18 protein-coding genes are annotated in these 15,041 nt (G+C 46.9%); 12 read left to right on the top strand and 6 right to left on the bottom strand.

Annotated elements, in window-relative coordinates:
* Positions 1 to 86: 86 nt before the first annotated feature.
* Positions 87 to 851 carry a hypothetical protein gene (locus tag CA832_RS11340; RefSeq protein WP_143542384.1) on the bottom strand — a complete coding sequence of 255 codons (765 nt, stop codon included), beginning with the start codon at positions 849 to 851 and terminating at the stop codon, positions 87 to 89.
* Between the two features lie 287 nt (positions 852 to 1,138).
* Between CA832_RS11340 and CA832_RS15305 the strand changes: the two genes are divergently transcribed.
* The 12 genes from CA832_RS15305 to CA832_RS11280 all read left to right on the top strand — a co-directional run bounded on the left by CA832_RS15305 (position 1,139) and on the right by CA832_RS11280 (position 10,685).
* A complete protein-coding gene (locus tag CA832_RS15305) occupies positions 1,139 to 1,957 on the top strand; it encodes an RteC domain-containing protein (RefSeq protein ID WP_088341726.1) in 819 nt (272 codons plus the stop codon).
* A 262-nt stretch (positions 1,958 to 2,219) separates the two neighbouring features.
* The gene (locus CA832_RS11330; protein WP_088341725.1) at positions 2,220 to 2,501 is read left to right on the top strand and encodes a helix-turn-helix domain-containing protein; all 282 of its coding nucleotides are present in this window, start codon (positions 2,220 to 2,222) and stop codon (positions 2,499 to 2,501) included.
* A gap of 97 nt (positions 2,502 to 2,598) precedes the next feature.
* Positions 2,599 to 3,045 carry a hypothetical protein gene (locus CA832_RS11325; protein WP_233131791.1) on the top strand — a complete coding sequence of 149 codons (447 nt, stop codon included), beginning with the start codon at positions 2,599 to 2,601 and terminating at the stop codon, positions 3,043 to 3,045.
* Positions 3,042 to 3,704, top strand: coding sequence for a P-loop NTPase family protein (locus CA832_RS11320; RefSeq protein WP_198944479.1), 663 nt, complete (start codon positions 3,042 to 3,044; stop codon positions 3,702 to 3,704). The genes CA832_RS11325 and CA832_RS11320 overlap by 4 nt, the downstream gene beginning before the upstream one ends.
* A gap of 306 nt (positions 3,705 to 4,010) precedes the next feature.
* Entirely contained in the window at positions 4,011 to 4,298 is a 288-nt protein-coding gene (locus CA832_RS11315; RefSeq protein ID WP_088341723.1) for a hypothetical protein, read from the top strand.
* On the top strand, positions 4,298 to 4,582 hold the full coding sequence (locus CA832_RS11310) for a hypothetical protein (protein WP_088341722.1): 285 nt from the start codon (positions 4,298 to 4,300) through the stop codon (positions 4,580 to 4,582). The genes CA832_RS11315 and CA832_RS11310 overlap by 1 nt, the downstream gene beginning before the upstream one ends.
* On the top strand, positions 4,569 to 6,968 hold the full coding sequence (locus CA832_RS11305) for a TraG family conjugative transposon ATPase (protein ID WP_088341721.1): 2,400 nt from the start codon (positions 4,569 to 4,571) through the stop codon (positions 6,966 to 6,968). The genes CA832_RS11310 and CA832_RS11305 overlap by 14 nt, the downstream gene beginning before the upstream one ends.
* An 8-nt stretch (positions 6,969 to 6,976) precedes the next feature.
* Complete coding sequence (locus tag CA832_RS11300) at positions 6,977 to 7,558, top strand: conjugal transfer protein (protein ID WP_088341720.1); 582 nt, start codon at positions 6,977 to 6,979, stop codon at positions 7,556 to 7,558.
* Between the two features lie 26 nt (positions 7,559 to 7,584).
* Positions 7,585 to 8,403 carry a hypothetical protein gene (locus tag CA832_RS11295; RefSeq protein ID WP_233131790.1) on the top strand — a complete coding sequence of 273 codons (819 nt, stop codon included), beginning with the start codon at positions 7,585 to 7,587 and terminating at the stop codon, positions 8,401 to 8,403.
* A complete protein-coding gene (locus CA832_RS11290; RefSeq protein WP_088341718.1) occupies positions 8,400 to 9,014 on the top strand; it encodes a conjugal transfer protein TraK in 615 nt (204 codons plus the stop codon). Before CA832_RS11295 ends, CA832_RS11290 begins: the two co-directional genes overlap by 4 nt.
* Positions 9,004 to 9,909, top strand: a complete 906-nt coding sequence (gene traM, locus CA832_RS11285; protein ID WP_088341717.1) for a conjugative transposon protein TraM — start codon at positions 9,004 to 9,006, stop codon at positions 9,907 to 9,909. The genes CA832_RS11290 and traM overlap by 11 nt, the downstream gene beginning before the upstream one ends.
* Positions 9,910 to 9,911: 2 nt before the next feature.
* The gene (locus CA832_RS11280) at positions 9,912 to 10,685 is read left to right on the top strand and encodes a DUF4138 domain-containing protein (RefSeq protein ID WP_088341716.1); all 774 of its coding nucleotides are present in this window, start codon (positions 9,912 to 9,914) and stop codon (positions 10,683 to 10,685) included.
* Here the strand turns inward: CA832_RS11280 and CA832_RS11275 are convergent.
* From CA832_RS11275 to CA832_RS11255, 5 genes are all read right to left on the bottom strand, one after another.
* Complete coding sequence (locus CA832_RS11275) at positions 10,682 to 12,289, bottom strand: type IV secretory system conjugative DNA transfer family protein (protein ID WP_394335751.1); 1,608 nt, start codon at positions 12,287 to 12,289, stop codon at positions 10,682 to 10,684. The two genes, CA832_RS11280 and CA832_RS11275, sit on opposite strands and share 4 nt — an antisense overlap.
* A gap of 10 nt (positions 12,290 to 12,299) precedes the next feature.
* Positions 12,300 to 13,328: a MobB family relaxase gene (gene mobB / locus CA832_RS11270; protein WP_088341961.1), complete on the bottom strand. Its 1,029-nt coding sequence runs from the start codon at positions 13,326 to 13,328 to the stop codon at positions 12,300 to 12,302.
* A 2-nt stretch (positions 13,329 to 13,330) separates the two neighbouring features.
* On the bottom strand, positions 13,331 to 13,726 hold the full coding sequence (locus CA832_RS11265) for a BfmA/BtgA family mobilization protein (protein WP_143542383.1): 396 nt from the start codon (positions 13,724 to 13,726) through the stop codon (positions 13,331 to 13,333).
* Between the two features lie 379 nt (positions 13,727 to 14,105).
* Entirely contained in the window at positions 14,106 to 14,555 is a 450-nt protein-coding gene (locus tag CA832_RS11260; RefSeq protein ID WP_088341713.1) for a JAB domain-containing protein, read from the bottom strand.
* A 67-nt stretch (positions 14,556 to 14,622) separates the two neighbouring features.
* Positions 14,623 to 14,967 (bottom strand): single-stranded DNA-binding protein, encoded by a 345-nt coding sequence (locus CA832_RS11255; protein WP_088341960.1) that lies wholly within the window; start codon positions 14,965 to 14,967, stop codon positions 14,623 to 14,625.
* Positions 14,968 to 15,041: the final 74 nt, after the last annotated feature.

The raw sequence follows: 15,041 nt of genomic DNA, 5'->3' as shown, positions 1-15,041 counted from the left end.
ATGACTTGCGAGTGTTGTCCCATTACTTCTGAATTGTTTGGGAGTTCGCAGAATAGGCCATTGAGTAAAAGCAGTTTTTACCCTTCCTATTTTAGTTCATAGAATCGATTGTCAAAATCCTCCAAGATGAATATCCTTTCGAAGGAAGTCTTAAAATCCAGCTGAGTGTTTCTACGCAAATAGTATGAATGTTCGCCGACGCCCCCAATCAATAGTAATAGCCATTGAGGTAGTGAAGTGTTTTTGATGTACTCAGGTAGTTTTTGCTCCTTCTTCTGGATGGCTTCCAGTAGTTTTTGATCACTAAGCATCGGCACCATGTAGCCTCCAAAATTAACCTCCACACTTTTTTGAGTATGATCCATTTTCATAAGACGTTCAAATAAATTATTCTCAATTATTCTATCCTTTAGAACATATTCTTTAATGACCTTTATGAAGGTAGCGAGAATTTCCTTTTTATGTTTATTACCATAATCAACGTCCTTATTTAGATAGCAATTCACCAAAAAGTTTGGCATCTCCGGATCGCTATCAAATTCCTGCTCCGCAAGCAGCGCTATATTTTCAAAAAATCCGGTTCTTTTTAAAACGTCCTCCTTATAAATTGATTGATGTTCCAATCCTACTGATCGAATCCCATTGCTAATTATAAAATCGGGCCCTTCCCGCACTTCCATTATTTCATATTCCGGAAAAAAGGTGCAGAGGAATTTACCGACCTGACATAATTCCAAGATTTTTTGGGAATCACTTTGATTGTATTTGTCCAGCCCCTCCAAATACCTGTTGATTTTCTGCTCCATACATGCACTTAAATCCTCACTTTCGATAGGTAGTAATTCATTCATTGTATTTGAACGCTTTTTAGTTCTTCCCAATATAGAGTTTATCATACTTCTTGATTCCGGATAACCTCATAAGGAGAAAAGTTCTACAGAAGATTTAATCTGAATACCTAGAGAAGAAATGTGGAAATTTTTGGGTTAAAAAAATATAATCCCAAGATGATAGTTAGGCGCTGTCTTACTGCATTGAGTTTTCATTTCCCAGTCCTTATTTAGCGAAATCAACCTATCAATTCACTATTCAAGTTTAACGCTTAAGGCCATACCAATTCTTACGTCCTAGCCTCATCATGGAGTGCATGAATAATGACAAATACATTGAGTACATTAATCCCTATCTCCAGGATTATACAATAGACCTAAAACGTCTTCGATTTGCCATTGAATTAACCAGTAATCAACTCGATTTCCTTCGATCCATAATCAAATCCACAGAATTTAAATCTGAAGAACAAGAGATTCACTTTTTCAAACACGCAAAACCCCTTGTCCTATCCCATTTGATCTATTTTCTCAAGATCCATAAACTTCTTGAAAATTGCCCGGTAATGTTACCGGATGCCAAGCAAAATATAGTGAAGGACAAAATGGCCTCCATAAATCGGTTCCACAAAAAGCACTCGTCATTCATTCGATACCTTAGACAAGAAGAAACCCATTTGGATACCCTTTACTTCACCAGAAATAGAGCGAGTAAAATGGCAACCAGTTGGAATTACAATTCAGACCCTGACTTCTCAACTAATCATGATACCCTTGTTGCCAAATACCATGCTTCTTGTTTATTCGCCAAGTATTTGACCCATCAACTATACCTCCTGGATAAACCTAATTCCCAGGAATATCTATTCAAGGAATCACTTAAATGGACTGGACAAAAAGTGGATCTGATCGAGCTCATTTATGCACTCCAGGCCTCGGGCGTCTTTGAGCATGGACATAGTTCTGTCAAGAAAATCGCAGATTTCTTTCAGGAACATTTTGAATGTAATCTGGGAGATGTATATCGATGCTATTCCGAACTGCGATTTCGAAAAAAAAGCCGTACCAAATTCCTGGATCAACTAGCCGAGCAACTGCAGAAAAAAATGGATTCGGATGACTTTTAGACCTTACCCAAAACACCCCACTTGGGTATTTTGTAATGGCCCATTTCAGCCCTATTTAACACCTCTATTTTGGTGAAAATTGTGGCCAAATACCACCTTTAATTAAGATTTTATTCCCAAAGAAAAAAATACCCCACTGGGGTACACCTTCTGAGTTTTTACCTCCAAAAGCCCACAATTTTACCGAACGAAAGTCAAATCAACGCAAAGCCGTCCTAAAAAATGCTAACCGTGACGGCTTTGTTTTTTAAAACCCTTTTTTATGGCTACACAACTCATTACCACCGATGATTTAAGAGAATTCAAAATGGAGCTCCTGGAAGAACTTAAAGAGCTGCTTGATCATTCCAGTGGATCTAAACCCAGACGATGGCTCCGTTCCGGGGAAGTAAGGAAACTATTGAGCATTTCTGCTGGCACATTACAGAACCTACGGATCAACGGGACTATCCCCTACACTAAAGTGGGCGGGGTACTCTACTACGACGCGGAGGAGATAACCCGCGTCCTGCAGCAAAACCGGGTCGATAACAAATTCTACTAGTGTTTTGAAGGAACCTAATTACATCCGACATCTCAATGGTGTTTTCGAGCAATTCTCAAAAGATCGCCGAATCAATCCAACCCACATCAGTTTGTACATGGCCCTTTTCCACTTTTGGAACGCTTACTTTTTTAAAAAAGAATTCTTTATCAGCCGAGACGAAGCCATGGCTCTTTCGAAAATTGGCTCCAAGACTACCTATCACCGATGCATTCGGGAATTAAGTCTCTGGAAATACATTCAATACAGACCTTCTCACAACCCTTTTAAGGGAAGCCGAATAAAGATGTACAATTTCGAGACAAGTAGTGGACAAGCACTGTACCAGTGCCATACCAATATCGGGACAAGCAGTGGACAAGCGCTGGTACCTATAATAAAACATATACAAACTATAGAAAACAATAAAACAGATATAAAACAGAAAAATTTAAAAAACTCATTTTCTGAAAATTCGAAAAATCCAGAAAACGAAAATCCAGGTGTCCCAAAATCGGACAACCTCCGAACCCGTGAACAAAAAAAGTACGATAAGCCGTTATGATTTCTACCCAGCCCCATATCCTCACTGAGGCAGACCGGTCCTATCCCATCGGCACGCTTGAGGGCAAGGTCATCCACTATGATTTCCAACGGATCCTAACATACTTGGAGGTAAAGGGCAAATCGTGTTTTGGGAATCATTTCAAAATTTTCGAGCAGGACCATGCGGTCCTTAAAAAACTCATTTTCTGCACGATCAAGGACTATGATAACTGCGAAAAACTGGGGATTGATCCAAACAAAGGCATTTTGCTTACCGGTCCCATCGGATGCGGCAAAACCAGCCTGATGAAACTGCTCAAATACATCGTGCCCCACCACAAACCCTATAGCGTCATCCCCAGCCGAAACATCCTCTTTTCCTTCAACCACATCGGATTCAAAGCCATTGAAGATTACGGCAATTCCAGCTTTTTCTGTTTTGATGATCTGGGAGTAGAGCCCATGGGTCGTTATTACGGGCAGGACTGCAACGTCATGGGGGAAGTGCTGCTTTCCCGATACGAGCTCTTTGTGAATCACAAGGTCAAAACCCATGCAACCACGAACCTGAATGCCGACGAGCTGGAAGAGCGTTACGGCAACCGGGTGCGCAGTCGGATGCGCCAGCTTTTTAATCTCATCGCCTTTGACCAAGAGGCGATCGATAAGCGAAAATGAAATCGCTACTTCCCTAGCCACCCCTACTCCCCATCTTAATCACCAATCCTTCCAAAAATGTCCTGGTTTTGGATTAATTTCTTCGAGGTTTGCAGCCCCAATTGACGTTTTCAGTGCCAATTTACTCGGTCGGTTTTGGACTTATCAACAGCCTCACCCTTAAGTATCCATTCATTTTCAATTGAATTGGGGTCCTTTGCATTCATTTGACATCAACCAATATTTTGTCCACAAAAACCTGATATGCTTTTAGTTAGAATTTGATTTTGATAGTTTGCCGCTATCGATAATCGTCAAATTCTAGCCATGAAAAAACCGCTTTCCCTTCTCACAGTTCTGCTTCTATCCGCCCATCCACTCTTTGCCCAGATCGGGGGCATTGAAGATTCGGTCAACGATGTGGCCGATACCATCCGCACCATCTTCCCGATTGTCCTGGGGGTCATCTTCCTGATCGGTTTTTTATTTAATGCCGGCCACTTCTTCGGGGAGAATGCCGACCTGAAGAAAGGGATTACCCGGGTCCTGGTATTTGTACTGATCGCCGGGGCGGTCGTTGGCATCTTCACCTACCTCATTGGCATTGTGGTCTAATGAAAACCTACCCCATCTATCGCAGCATTCGAAAGCGCGCCTTGATCTTCGGGCTACCCGTAAGCCTGTTTGCCCTGCAAATGGTTGCCGTTATTGGCTCTTTGCTCGTGATCATCTTCTCCTTCAGTTTGGGGGTGATTCTGGGAGGCCTACTAGTCAATTTGGGACTCTATGCGGGCTTGCTTCGGTTTAACCGAAATCCCCAGCTGGTAACCCTTCAAAAAGTCTACCCGGAATCCATCAGCAATCAACAATCTACAGGTCTTTGTTATGAGAGGGATTGAACTAAGCGCCCACCATCCCATCCTGACCATTCAAGATGGGGTGGTCTTTGCCAGCAATGGAAATCTCATCCTACCCTTTCGTCTGGAACTCCCTGAGATTTATTCTGTCTCAGAAAGTGATTTCGAGGCGCTACATAGCACCTGGTTTCAGGCGCTGAAAACCCTTCCCGCTGGAACGGTCATCCACAAGCAGGACATCTACCTCAAAGCAACCTATGATGCCTCCCCCCTGCCTTCAGAGACTTTTTTGGCCAAGTCCACCCAACGATATTTCCAGGGCCGCCCCACCATGACCCATACCTCTTACCTGTTTTTTGTTTATGGAAAAAACCGGGCGCTAAATAATCCAGCCTTTGTCAATCCTTTTAAAAAAGTGGCCACCGGCATCCCTTCCCTTTTGGAAGGGAACCTAAAATCCTTTGTGCGTCAGGTAGAGGATGCCGTGGCTTTTGTGAACAACTCCAAAAAACTTCAGCTGATCCCCGTTTCTGCGGACCAATTCAAGGCCTACACCAAGGCCTATTTCAATGGCTACACCACCGATATGGATACCGATATCCTCTTGGGGTCGGAACTCACCATTGGAGACCAGCACTGGGATGTGCTTAGCATGAACAGCGAGCTCTGTTTCGGGGAATCGGTAAGCAGCAGCATCCCCAATGGCCAATTCTCATCCGAGGCTTTTGGCTTTCACCAGGGATTCATCGACGGGCTGGGCCTGCAGCTGCAGGAGAATCATGTGGTGAATCAAATCCTGTATCTGGATGACAAGCAAAAGTGGCGCAAGATCCTGGAAGGACGCATCGAAGAACTCAAGAAATCCTCTCGGTTTGGCACCCAGAACCAGGTCATTTTACAAAAGGTACAGCAGATCCTCGCTCAGATCAATGAAGATGACCAATCCCGGGTAATCCGCGGACACCTAAACCTCCTGTACTGGAGCGAGGATAAGTCCCGTCTTTCGGGGATTGCCGCCGCCATAAAAGCCGAATTCAAGGAACTCGATATCCTGCCCTACTATCCCCGGGGAGAGCAACGTAAAAAATATTTTTTAAATAGCTATCCATCCTACGCTACCCTATTCTCAGATTCCGATCTGTACGTATCCGACCTGAAAGCAGCCCTGTGCCTGTGGCTTAACACCACGACCTACCGCAGTGATGACAGTGGCATCCTCTTTCAGGATCGGGTCTTTAATACCCCTGTACTCAAGGATGTCTGGGATGAGTCCAAAAAACGGATCAAGGCTCGCAACTTTGCCATTTTTGCCCCTACGGGAGAAGGTAAATCCTTTTTGGCCAACAACATCCTTCGGCAATATTTTGAGGCCGGGGTGCGCCTGGTGATCATCGACCTGGGAGGCTCTTACACAAAGTTCGCCCGCCTGTATCCCGACCAGTACGCATTACTGCGCTACAAGGAAGGAACGTCATTGGGTATCAATCCCTTTTTTGTCACCCATCCGGAAGTCATTGAAGCGGACCACCTGGAGGATCTCACACAGTTCCTGTTGGAGCTCTTGGCCTCGGACACCCCACTAGGCAAACCCCAAACGGTGGCCTTAAAAAAGGTGCTGCGCCACTATTACCTGGAAGTGCGCCAGGATCACTCCCTGGAGACCTTCTATCAGTTTGTAAAAGCCTTCAAAACTGACTTACTGGAATCCCTGGATATCCCGGATTCGTATTTGTCCCTGGACTACATCTTGCATATCCTTTCCGAATACGTCAGCGGGGGGCTTTACAGCTTCCTTTTTGCCAGTGGGGATGATCAAACTTTCCGCCTGGAAGACAAGCGCATGATCATCTTCGAGCTCGATGATGTGAAAGACAACCGGGAGCTTCTGGCCGTTATGCTCAAACTGATTAAAACGGCCATTCAGCGCACCATTTGGAAAAACCGCTCGGAGAAAGGCATCATCCTCTTTGATGAGTTTGCCAAGCAACTCAAATTCGACAATGTCTTGGAAAGCGTGGAATTCTATTACCAGGCCATCCGCAAACAAAATGGGGCCATCGGGATCATTCTGCAAAGCATCAACCAGCTGCCCCAAAATCACACCTCGGCCAGCATCCTGGAAAACACCCAGGTCATCTACAGCCTGCACAATGAAAAGGGCTACGCAGATCTACAGCAGCGCCTGCATCTGACCGACCACGATGTCAACCAGCTCTACAGCATGCGAAACAACCTTACGGGAACCCGCAAATACACCGAGCTCTTTTTAAAAATCGGCAAACAAAGCAATGTCTACCGCCTGGAGGTTCCTCGGGAAGTTTATGCCGCCTATCTCACCGATGGAGCACAATCCGATGTCCTTCAGAAACTATACGAGCGCCATGGCTGCATGGAGCGCGCCATCCAAGAATTTTTAAACATTAAATAGGATCTATTATGAAACGCTCATTACAAACCCTTTGCTTAGCCCTTACCTTCTCCATGTTCGTGCCTGCTGGCGTCACCGGTCAGGGCATGCCTGTGTATGACAACACGAATTTTATCAGCATGACCAAGTCGCTGATTGAATCCGCCAAACAGACCTCGGAGCTTTTAAAAACGGTCGAATTTCTCAAAGAACAGAAGGACAACATTGTCAAGGTTAACAATGTGATCCGGGAGCTGCGGGCGGCCCGTGAACTCACCCGAAATCACGAGATCCTCTTTCGCACGGTGCAAAGGGACCTTAGAGATATCCTCAGCTCCCCGTACATCCGACCCGAGGAAACCCGGCAGATCTCAAATACCTTTGAGCAGCTCATGGCCACTGCTATCGAGGATCTGGACTTGGTGAGCCACATCCTCTCCAGTGATTTTCTAAAGATGACCGATGCCGAGCGTACCGGCATCCTTTTGGAAAAGGAAGCCGCATCCCGGGAGATGACCGCCGAGATTACCCGAAAGACTGAGCGCTACCGCGATATCATCGCCTTTCGGCGCATGCAGGAGCAAATCAATAACCGAGAGCCTGTGCACTGATGGATTTTTGGGCACTTCCTTTACTAATGGGCCTGGAGTATGTCGACGCCGTCTTCCAGACGATCAAGGCCAGTGACTTCTCCCAGTATACGATCACGGGTATGAAGACCCTGGCAGTGCTTTTCTTCCTGGTCAACATCTTAAAGAAGTACAGTGAAGGGGTGGCCGATCGCGAGGGATATACCTGGGGGCTCACCCCGGGGGAGCTGGCCAAGAATTTTATGATTGTCTTGCTGGTGATCTTCTCTACCCAGATCTTAGGCTTTTTCGATAACATCCTGCTGGCCATCGAAGGCCAGTACCGCGATACCGCCCCTGCCCTATTGCCCTTGCAATTGCAGGACATCCCTATTGAGGAGGATATCGGGGTGCTGGAGGCCACTAAAGAGGCCCTGGCCCTGTTGTATGAGGCGCTCATTTCACCACTTTTTGGATGGAAGCTTTTGGCCTTTATAATAAGCCTTATCCTATGGATACTGGACCTGTTTATCTATCCGCTCTTTCTGGCGGAGCGGTATTTTTTACTTGGAATCCTGCAGGCATTTTTCCCCTTGGTCTTAGCCCTGGCTGTCTTTGAAAAATTCCGGCCCATGGCTTATGGGTTTTTTAAACTCTATGCCGCGGTCTACATGCTGGTGCCGGCTTTCTTCCTGGTCAATGTGTTTATCAATACCCTTTATACGGAAATCAACACCAATTTCTGGCCCAACCTATTTGGCACGGATGTAGGCAGCCGGGTTTTTGCTCCTGTGGTGGATCTGGGCTCCGTGGGGTTTATCGTCTTTTTAAAGTTTAAGCTCTACCGCAAAGCCACCTCTTTTACCCTAAAACTCTTTACCGCATGAAATTCTCCTATCAAAACATCCATACCCTGTTTCGAATCAATCGCCTGATCGTGATCAGCGTGGTGATCATGGCCTTTGCTAGCAGTGGGGTATCCACCTGGATGACCTATCGGATTCACCGCGACGCCCTTCAAAATGCCTTTGCCATTGATGCCAGTGGGGCCGTCCTTCCCCTTTCCTGGGAGGCCCAATCGGCAAATCGCGAAATAGAAGCCCTGGCTCACCTGGAACAGTTCCACCGCCTGTTCTACGGCATTGATGCTGCCACCTTTGAACAGCACCTGGAGCGCGCCCTTTGGTGGGCCGATACCAGCGTGAACGAGCTTTATAAGCAAAAGAAATCCGAAGGCCTCTACAACCGCCTCTTGCAATACTCACTGGTGCAAAAAGTAGTCTCAATTGAGTCGCGCCTAGAGCCCGGGGATAATCGGATACCCTTCACCTCCCGGCTGGTATTTGACCTTAGGCGAGGGGAAGTCACCGATACCTATGAGCTCATCACTACCGGGGTTTTGATCCCGGTAGAGCGACAATTTCCCCGGAATCCGCACGGGCTCCTGATCACCGAATTCTTTGAAAAGTCCCTAAAAAAACTCTCCAATGAACCTTGAAAAAAACAAAATCGTCTTCGCAGGAGTCCTGGCCCTGATCCTCCTGTTTCTGGTCGGGTATTCTTTTTGGATCCTGGATGATACCCGAGCCGAGCCCGCTCTTACCGCTCCGGGGCTACCTAACTGGGAAGGGGCTGATACCCCTTTTGAGTCTAAGATTCAGGCCCTGGATGCGCTCAAAGAAGTGCGGCCAGCGAGCGAGCTTCCTTCTCCCTATCCCGATCACATGATCGATGAAAAAGGTTATTTCAATCCGGATTATATGGAATATGAAAAGCAGCGGATCATAGACAGCATTTATGCACGGGAGCATTTTTCCAGGGAAGCTCCAACCCTTTCAGCTTCGGAAGCGACACCAACCATTGTCAGCAGCACGGGTGAAACTCCTAAGGAACAAGTACCAGCAAGAACCTCTTCGGATCTGTCCCTGGAGCACCAACTCTTTTTTGCTAGCCATCCGGAGAAAGCAGATGGCCGCTATTTTGCCCGGGCCCGGATTGCCGGGGATCACCTGCTTCGCAAGCAAAGCCGCATCCAAATACAGACCCTAGAAGACGTTTCGATTGGGGATGAAACCTTACCGAAAAACAGCATCCTGTGGGGAACGGTTCATTTTGGGCCCAACCGGGTGTTTATCTCGGTCTTGCATCCTCGAGATGAAGCGCAAGTCCTGGAGGCCTATGACCTGCAGGATGGTCTTCGGGGAATCTATCTGGAAAACTCGTTTAAGGCCGAGGCGAGCCGCGAGGTTTTAGAGGATGTGGTACAAGATGTGAACATCGCCGGGCTGCCCCAGCTGACTGGCATTAAAAATGTATTCCGCCGTCGACAACAAAACCTCAAAGTCACGGTCCTGGATGGACACCGCCTGCTTCTAAAATCTAAATCCAAATAGCTATGAAATCACTTTTATCTTCATTCATTCTTTTGATCTCCTTCTGTCCATTGGCCAGTCAACCTACCCCCGACACACTGTATGCCAATCATCGGCAAGTACTCTCCCTTTTCTTTGAAAGTCCCATTGAAAAAGCCGTAACCGGTGCCCCGAATTACGCCTTTACCTTTAACCGGGAAAGACTTGAAACCCTGGGCCTCTTACAAGCCAAAGAAGGTCCAGAAAGCAATTTGCTCGTGGTTACCGAGGATGGAGGAATATACTCCTTTGTAGTAGCCTATAAGGATAGCCTACCGACCTTTACCCAATTTGTTGCGGAAGCCAAACGCTTACAGGCTGAGCCAATAGAAACCCTTCCGGTTACTGACAGCATTACCAGGAACCCGGAAGGGATGCAGCGTATCAGTGAGCAGATGATCCATCATTCGATTCCCTTTAAAAAAATTCAGCACCAGCGGGGCATACGCCTTAAAATGACCGATAGTTTTTACCACAACTCAGAAGTTTACATTACCTATGAACTGGAAAACGGCTCACGAATCAATTACGAGATCGAGGAGCTTACCCTTCTAAAAATCCTGGGCAATACGACCCATAAGTCTTCCTATCAGCAGCGCCCAATAATTCCCGTATGGGAGTATGATCGCCCAAGTATGGTTCCCCAGGGAACCACCCATCGGTTTGTCCTGGTGTACCCTAAGTTTACCCTGGGTCAGCACGAATCCTTGAAAGTCATTTTGAAAGAGAAAATGGGTAGCCGGAATTTTAGTTTTTAGTCCGCCCTTTCCTTGGAAACTTGCTTTTGCATGGCGGTTAGAATAGGTTGTACCTCCTGGTGAATTCGGGCATAGTTCGCTGCCAAGTCGGCATTTGTTACAGGCTGGGGAAGTCTCTTTTCCAGCCTGGGTTTTTTAAACCAAATGGACTGCTCCCTACCATCTGCAAAGGCAATAAATTCTCCCGGGCGAAGGCGAAAGAAAAGATCTGCACGTATTTTTGCCACCTCCCTCTCCCCCGTGGTGATGCGGGTATCAAAATTCATCGAATGACTCCGGTTAATGCTTCGGGTCGGCTTTTTTACAATCTGAAAGAACTGCTCATAATACTTGGCCGTATCCGGGTCATTGACCTTCCCAAAGAACTGATACGAAAGATTGCTTAGAATGGCTTTGCCTGCCTTTTCCCCGTACATCAGATCGTTCTGAATCTTATCCTGCATCACATAGATCGTGGCAATATCAAAACTGCGCAAGGTAGCCGGGATGCGGTGCATGTTGTGCAGGCGAATGGTGGGGGCTTCTTCCAACAGAAGAAAGGACGCACGCGCCCCACGTACCGCCATTTGTTTAGTCATCACATGCATGATGGTGGCAATTACCGGGCTGTAAGCCGATTCAAATTGGGGATTGTTGACCAGGCTAACGATAGTAGGCTTTTCCTGTTGGTTTACGGCCAAGGGCACTTCATCGGCCGACAAGACATAGAAAATCCGCATTGTGGCAATTTTTTTGAGTGCATTAGCCAGGGTGCTTAGTACCCCGGCCGTCTGGCGCTCGGACTCGAGTCCCTGCAAAAAGGCACTAGATAGCGCTCTGGATATGGGGCTGGCCTGAAGGAATGCAACCAGCTGCTCCTGGGGGAGCTTCCCATAGAGGGCAATCAAATGGGGTAAGGTGCATAGCTGGGGATAGTCAGCGCGAAGGCGCCAAATCATCCCGGCCAGTAAACCTTCCACGGCATCTGCAAAGAATTTACCACTTCCCGAGGGTCCCTCCTCTCTTTGTTCCAATAGATTGGCCAAGAGCACGTGAACCGTCTCATTGATGGCCTCTGCAGATGGAAGGTAGTTCGGGGCAATGGGATTGACCCGCTGATGTATGGGATCAAAGGAGATGCAATAGAACTGGGTCCTTTCTGGATCGATAAGCGGATAGGCGATTTCAGTGAGCTCAAAATCTTTGTAATCATGCAGCACCCCGGAGAGGCCATTTCCGGCACACTGGGAAAGCAGCTGGGCCAAGACGCTTTCAGTTTTCCCACTACCGGCCGCCCCAATTATGGATATTCCGCGACGGATGTTTTGCAAAGTTAGCACCCCTTTTCGATGTGCCAGCTTTACGGTGAAGGCATCGGCGCCGGTCTCAGTTTCACTTATATTCCAGAAGGTAATCCCAACGATAAAGAGTCCCAAGAGCGGACACACCCAAAATAGGAGCCACAAATCCCAGGAATCTTCCATGAAATAATACCCACCCACGACCCAAAGAAGTAACAGAAGGATACTGTAACCCAGGGGATATCGGGTCTTTTTTAATAGGGCATAGAGTAACACCACGAAGATCCCTATGATCAATAACCCAGCAATTGCAATAAGATCCATTGGCATGTTTTTAGATATTGATCGATGCCGAGGAGATGGCTTTCTGAAGGGATCTGCGGGCCTTTTTCAGGACCTTGAGCGCCAGATCAGGTCCCCCGGTGGGCAGCATAGGCATGCGTACTCCGGCAGCGGATAGGGCTTTAAGTACCGCTGCCTTTTCCGAACTGGGCAGCCCCAGTAATGCCTTAAGATATCGGTCCGGATCGGTACTTAGTAGCTTGCGGGTTTCATAGCGCTCCACAAAACTCCTTTGGTGGCCAAACTGCCGGTCAAAAACCTGTTCCGCTTTCTGAAAAAACTGGTCCCGGTCAAAACCTCGCTTGACGGTTTTACCACCCAATACTACTTCGGAGGCCTTATACTTGCTTCCCGGGGAAAGGCTCACTGAATTGGAAGCATCCTTGCGGCTTACGATGATATGAATATGGGTCTGGGGACCTGGTTTTTCCATCCCTTCCCGGATGCGCTGACCTTCTACTTGGGCCGGAGCCAGTCGCTCCAGGCGTTCGATCTCATGTTTTAACTTGGATACGGATGCATCCGGCTTTTCCCGTTGCACCCTTCTGATTTCATGTTTTAGTTCCAAAATTTGACTGGCTATGGGCTGATTCTGCCTTACTTCCGCGTCTGTTCCCTTGTAGTAGCGCTTATGTTCGATTTTCCCGAAAAATAAAATGTCGGAAACGCTCACGGGCCGTCCGTGTATCTCGCGATTGAAGCACTCGGCGTACCTCTGCATAACCTGACGTGTGTAGGCCTTCAGATCCTCAGTTGGGTTTTGTAAGGTGCGAAGCTCCCGCTGACTGGGACTGATCGTTATAGCGTAGAATCGGGGCTCATTGCGGGAGAGCTTTGCCGTATTACCATCGATTTGATCAATTACTTGTTGCCAGGGAACCCGGTCTTCGCCCTGGTTAAAGAAAAACGCTTGTTCCGATACGGGAAGGTTCTCGTTTTCCTTTTCCAGGTAGTTTACATAGTCGGCTACACTTACCGAGAAGTTGCCTCCGGATTTCTGTGGGGAAATGGTGATGTACATGATCATAGCATTTTTTCCAGTTTGCGAAGCTCCTCTTCTAAAGAAGGTTCTCCTGGTATAGGTCCTTTCTGTTTTTTGGTGTTCTTATCTCCTTGCAGTTCTGCCTCAAAAAGCGCCTGGAGTATACCTATTGTAGGGAGGGTCTGTTTTTTCTCAATGTCCTTGATAATTCCAATCACGGCATTGATCCGCTGCAGGAGCTTCTTTTCGGTTTGGATTAAATGGTTGGGAAGTTCGTCATCTGGGGATATTTTGTGCCTTTCGAAAAAGGTTATCATACGATCTAAAACCGAGCTATTCGAGCCACCAATCCGATTTGAGAACTTCCTGTATTTCCGTGCTACAGACCGTTTAATCTTCAGTGTTGCAAATCCCTCATTTTTATACTCACGATCCATTTTTGAGTAAAATTTGAATTGATTATCAGTACGTTACAGGCGTTTTGACTCAAAAACGCGATTTATCCAATCGTTGATAACACCCTAACTACTTGAATATGTGATAGCTACAAAACGTAACCTTGCGCGAGCAGGTTACCCTCTTGCTTCTCCGCTTTGCCCCACGAAATAGTTCGTTGAAAGCGTCGAACGCCCCAATTCTTTGGGGTATTCCAGATCTAAAAAATGTTTGGATGCGTCACGATACAAGGAAAGTCAAATCAAAAACTTTCGTGACGGTTAAGCTCTTTTTTGAGCTGTCTTAAAGATAGCAAATCCGAATGACCCGCTCATAAAAAAACCCTTCGAATCGAAGGGTTTTGAATTGGGATTTTTGAAGTTACAACATGCAATCATCGGCGAAACTAAAATATCCGCCGTGCGGGGCTAGAATCAGATGATCCAACACCCGGATATCCAAATACCTTCCGGCCTTTTGAATCTTCCGGGTCAGCTGCTGGTCTGCCTTGCTGGGTCTGAGTTGCCCTGAAGGGTGGTTATGAGCCAGGATAATTCCGGTCGAAAGGGTTTTCAATGCCACGGCTAGCAGGATTCGGATATCCACCAGGGTACCGGTTAGGCCTCCTTTGGAAAGCTCATAAATGCCTTTCACCTGGCTGGCATTGTTAAGCAACAGGACCCGAAAGGATTCCTGCAGCCCAAGGGTGCTGGGATCCCAGGAATCTCGCAAAATGTGATAAGCATCCTGAGAGCAGGTAATTTTGCTGCTTTGAAAAACGGCAGGCAATTCTTGATAACTGATCTTAATTTCGTTAACTTTAGAGTTCATAGCCTTTTATCGTTAAGAGGTTAATTAAGAGGGTGCTCCCGGCTAAAGCAGCACCCTCTTTTCATTGTTAGTTATCCGATTTGGAACCCAGCAGGAGGATTTCGCTGGCTTCTACTTCGGTTACGTAGCGTTGTACGCCGTCATTGCCGGTAAATCCCCGTGTCTTAAGCTTGCCTTTTACAGCCAGCTCTTTGCCTTTGTGGACATAAGACTGGACGATTTCTGCGGTCTTGCCCCAGGCCACGATGCTGTGCCAGTGGGTTTCGGTTTGCTTTTCACCGTCGGCATTTTTGTAATGCTCGTTGGTAGCCAGGGAGAAGCGGGCTACTTTTTTGCCGCTTTCCAGGTTGGTGATGGTAGGCTCCAGACCTACATTCCCGATTAACTGAACTTGATTTCTGATGGTACTCATAATGATAGATTTAAGTGAAACAATTGATTTACTTTTTATATCCCGAAGGCGTTTTCCTTTTTTGATTTTTTGAG

The organism is Robiginitalea sediminis, from assembly GCF_002198115.1.
Lineage (GTDB): Bacteria > Bacteroidota > Bacteroidia > Flavobacteriales > Flavobacteriaceae > Robiginitalea > Robiginitalea sediminis.
The sequence above is the reverse complement of the archived record's forward strand: the minus strand, read 5'-3'. Positions and strand labels throughout refer to the sequence as shown.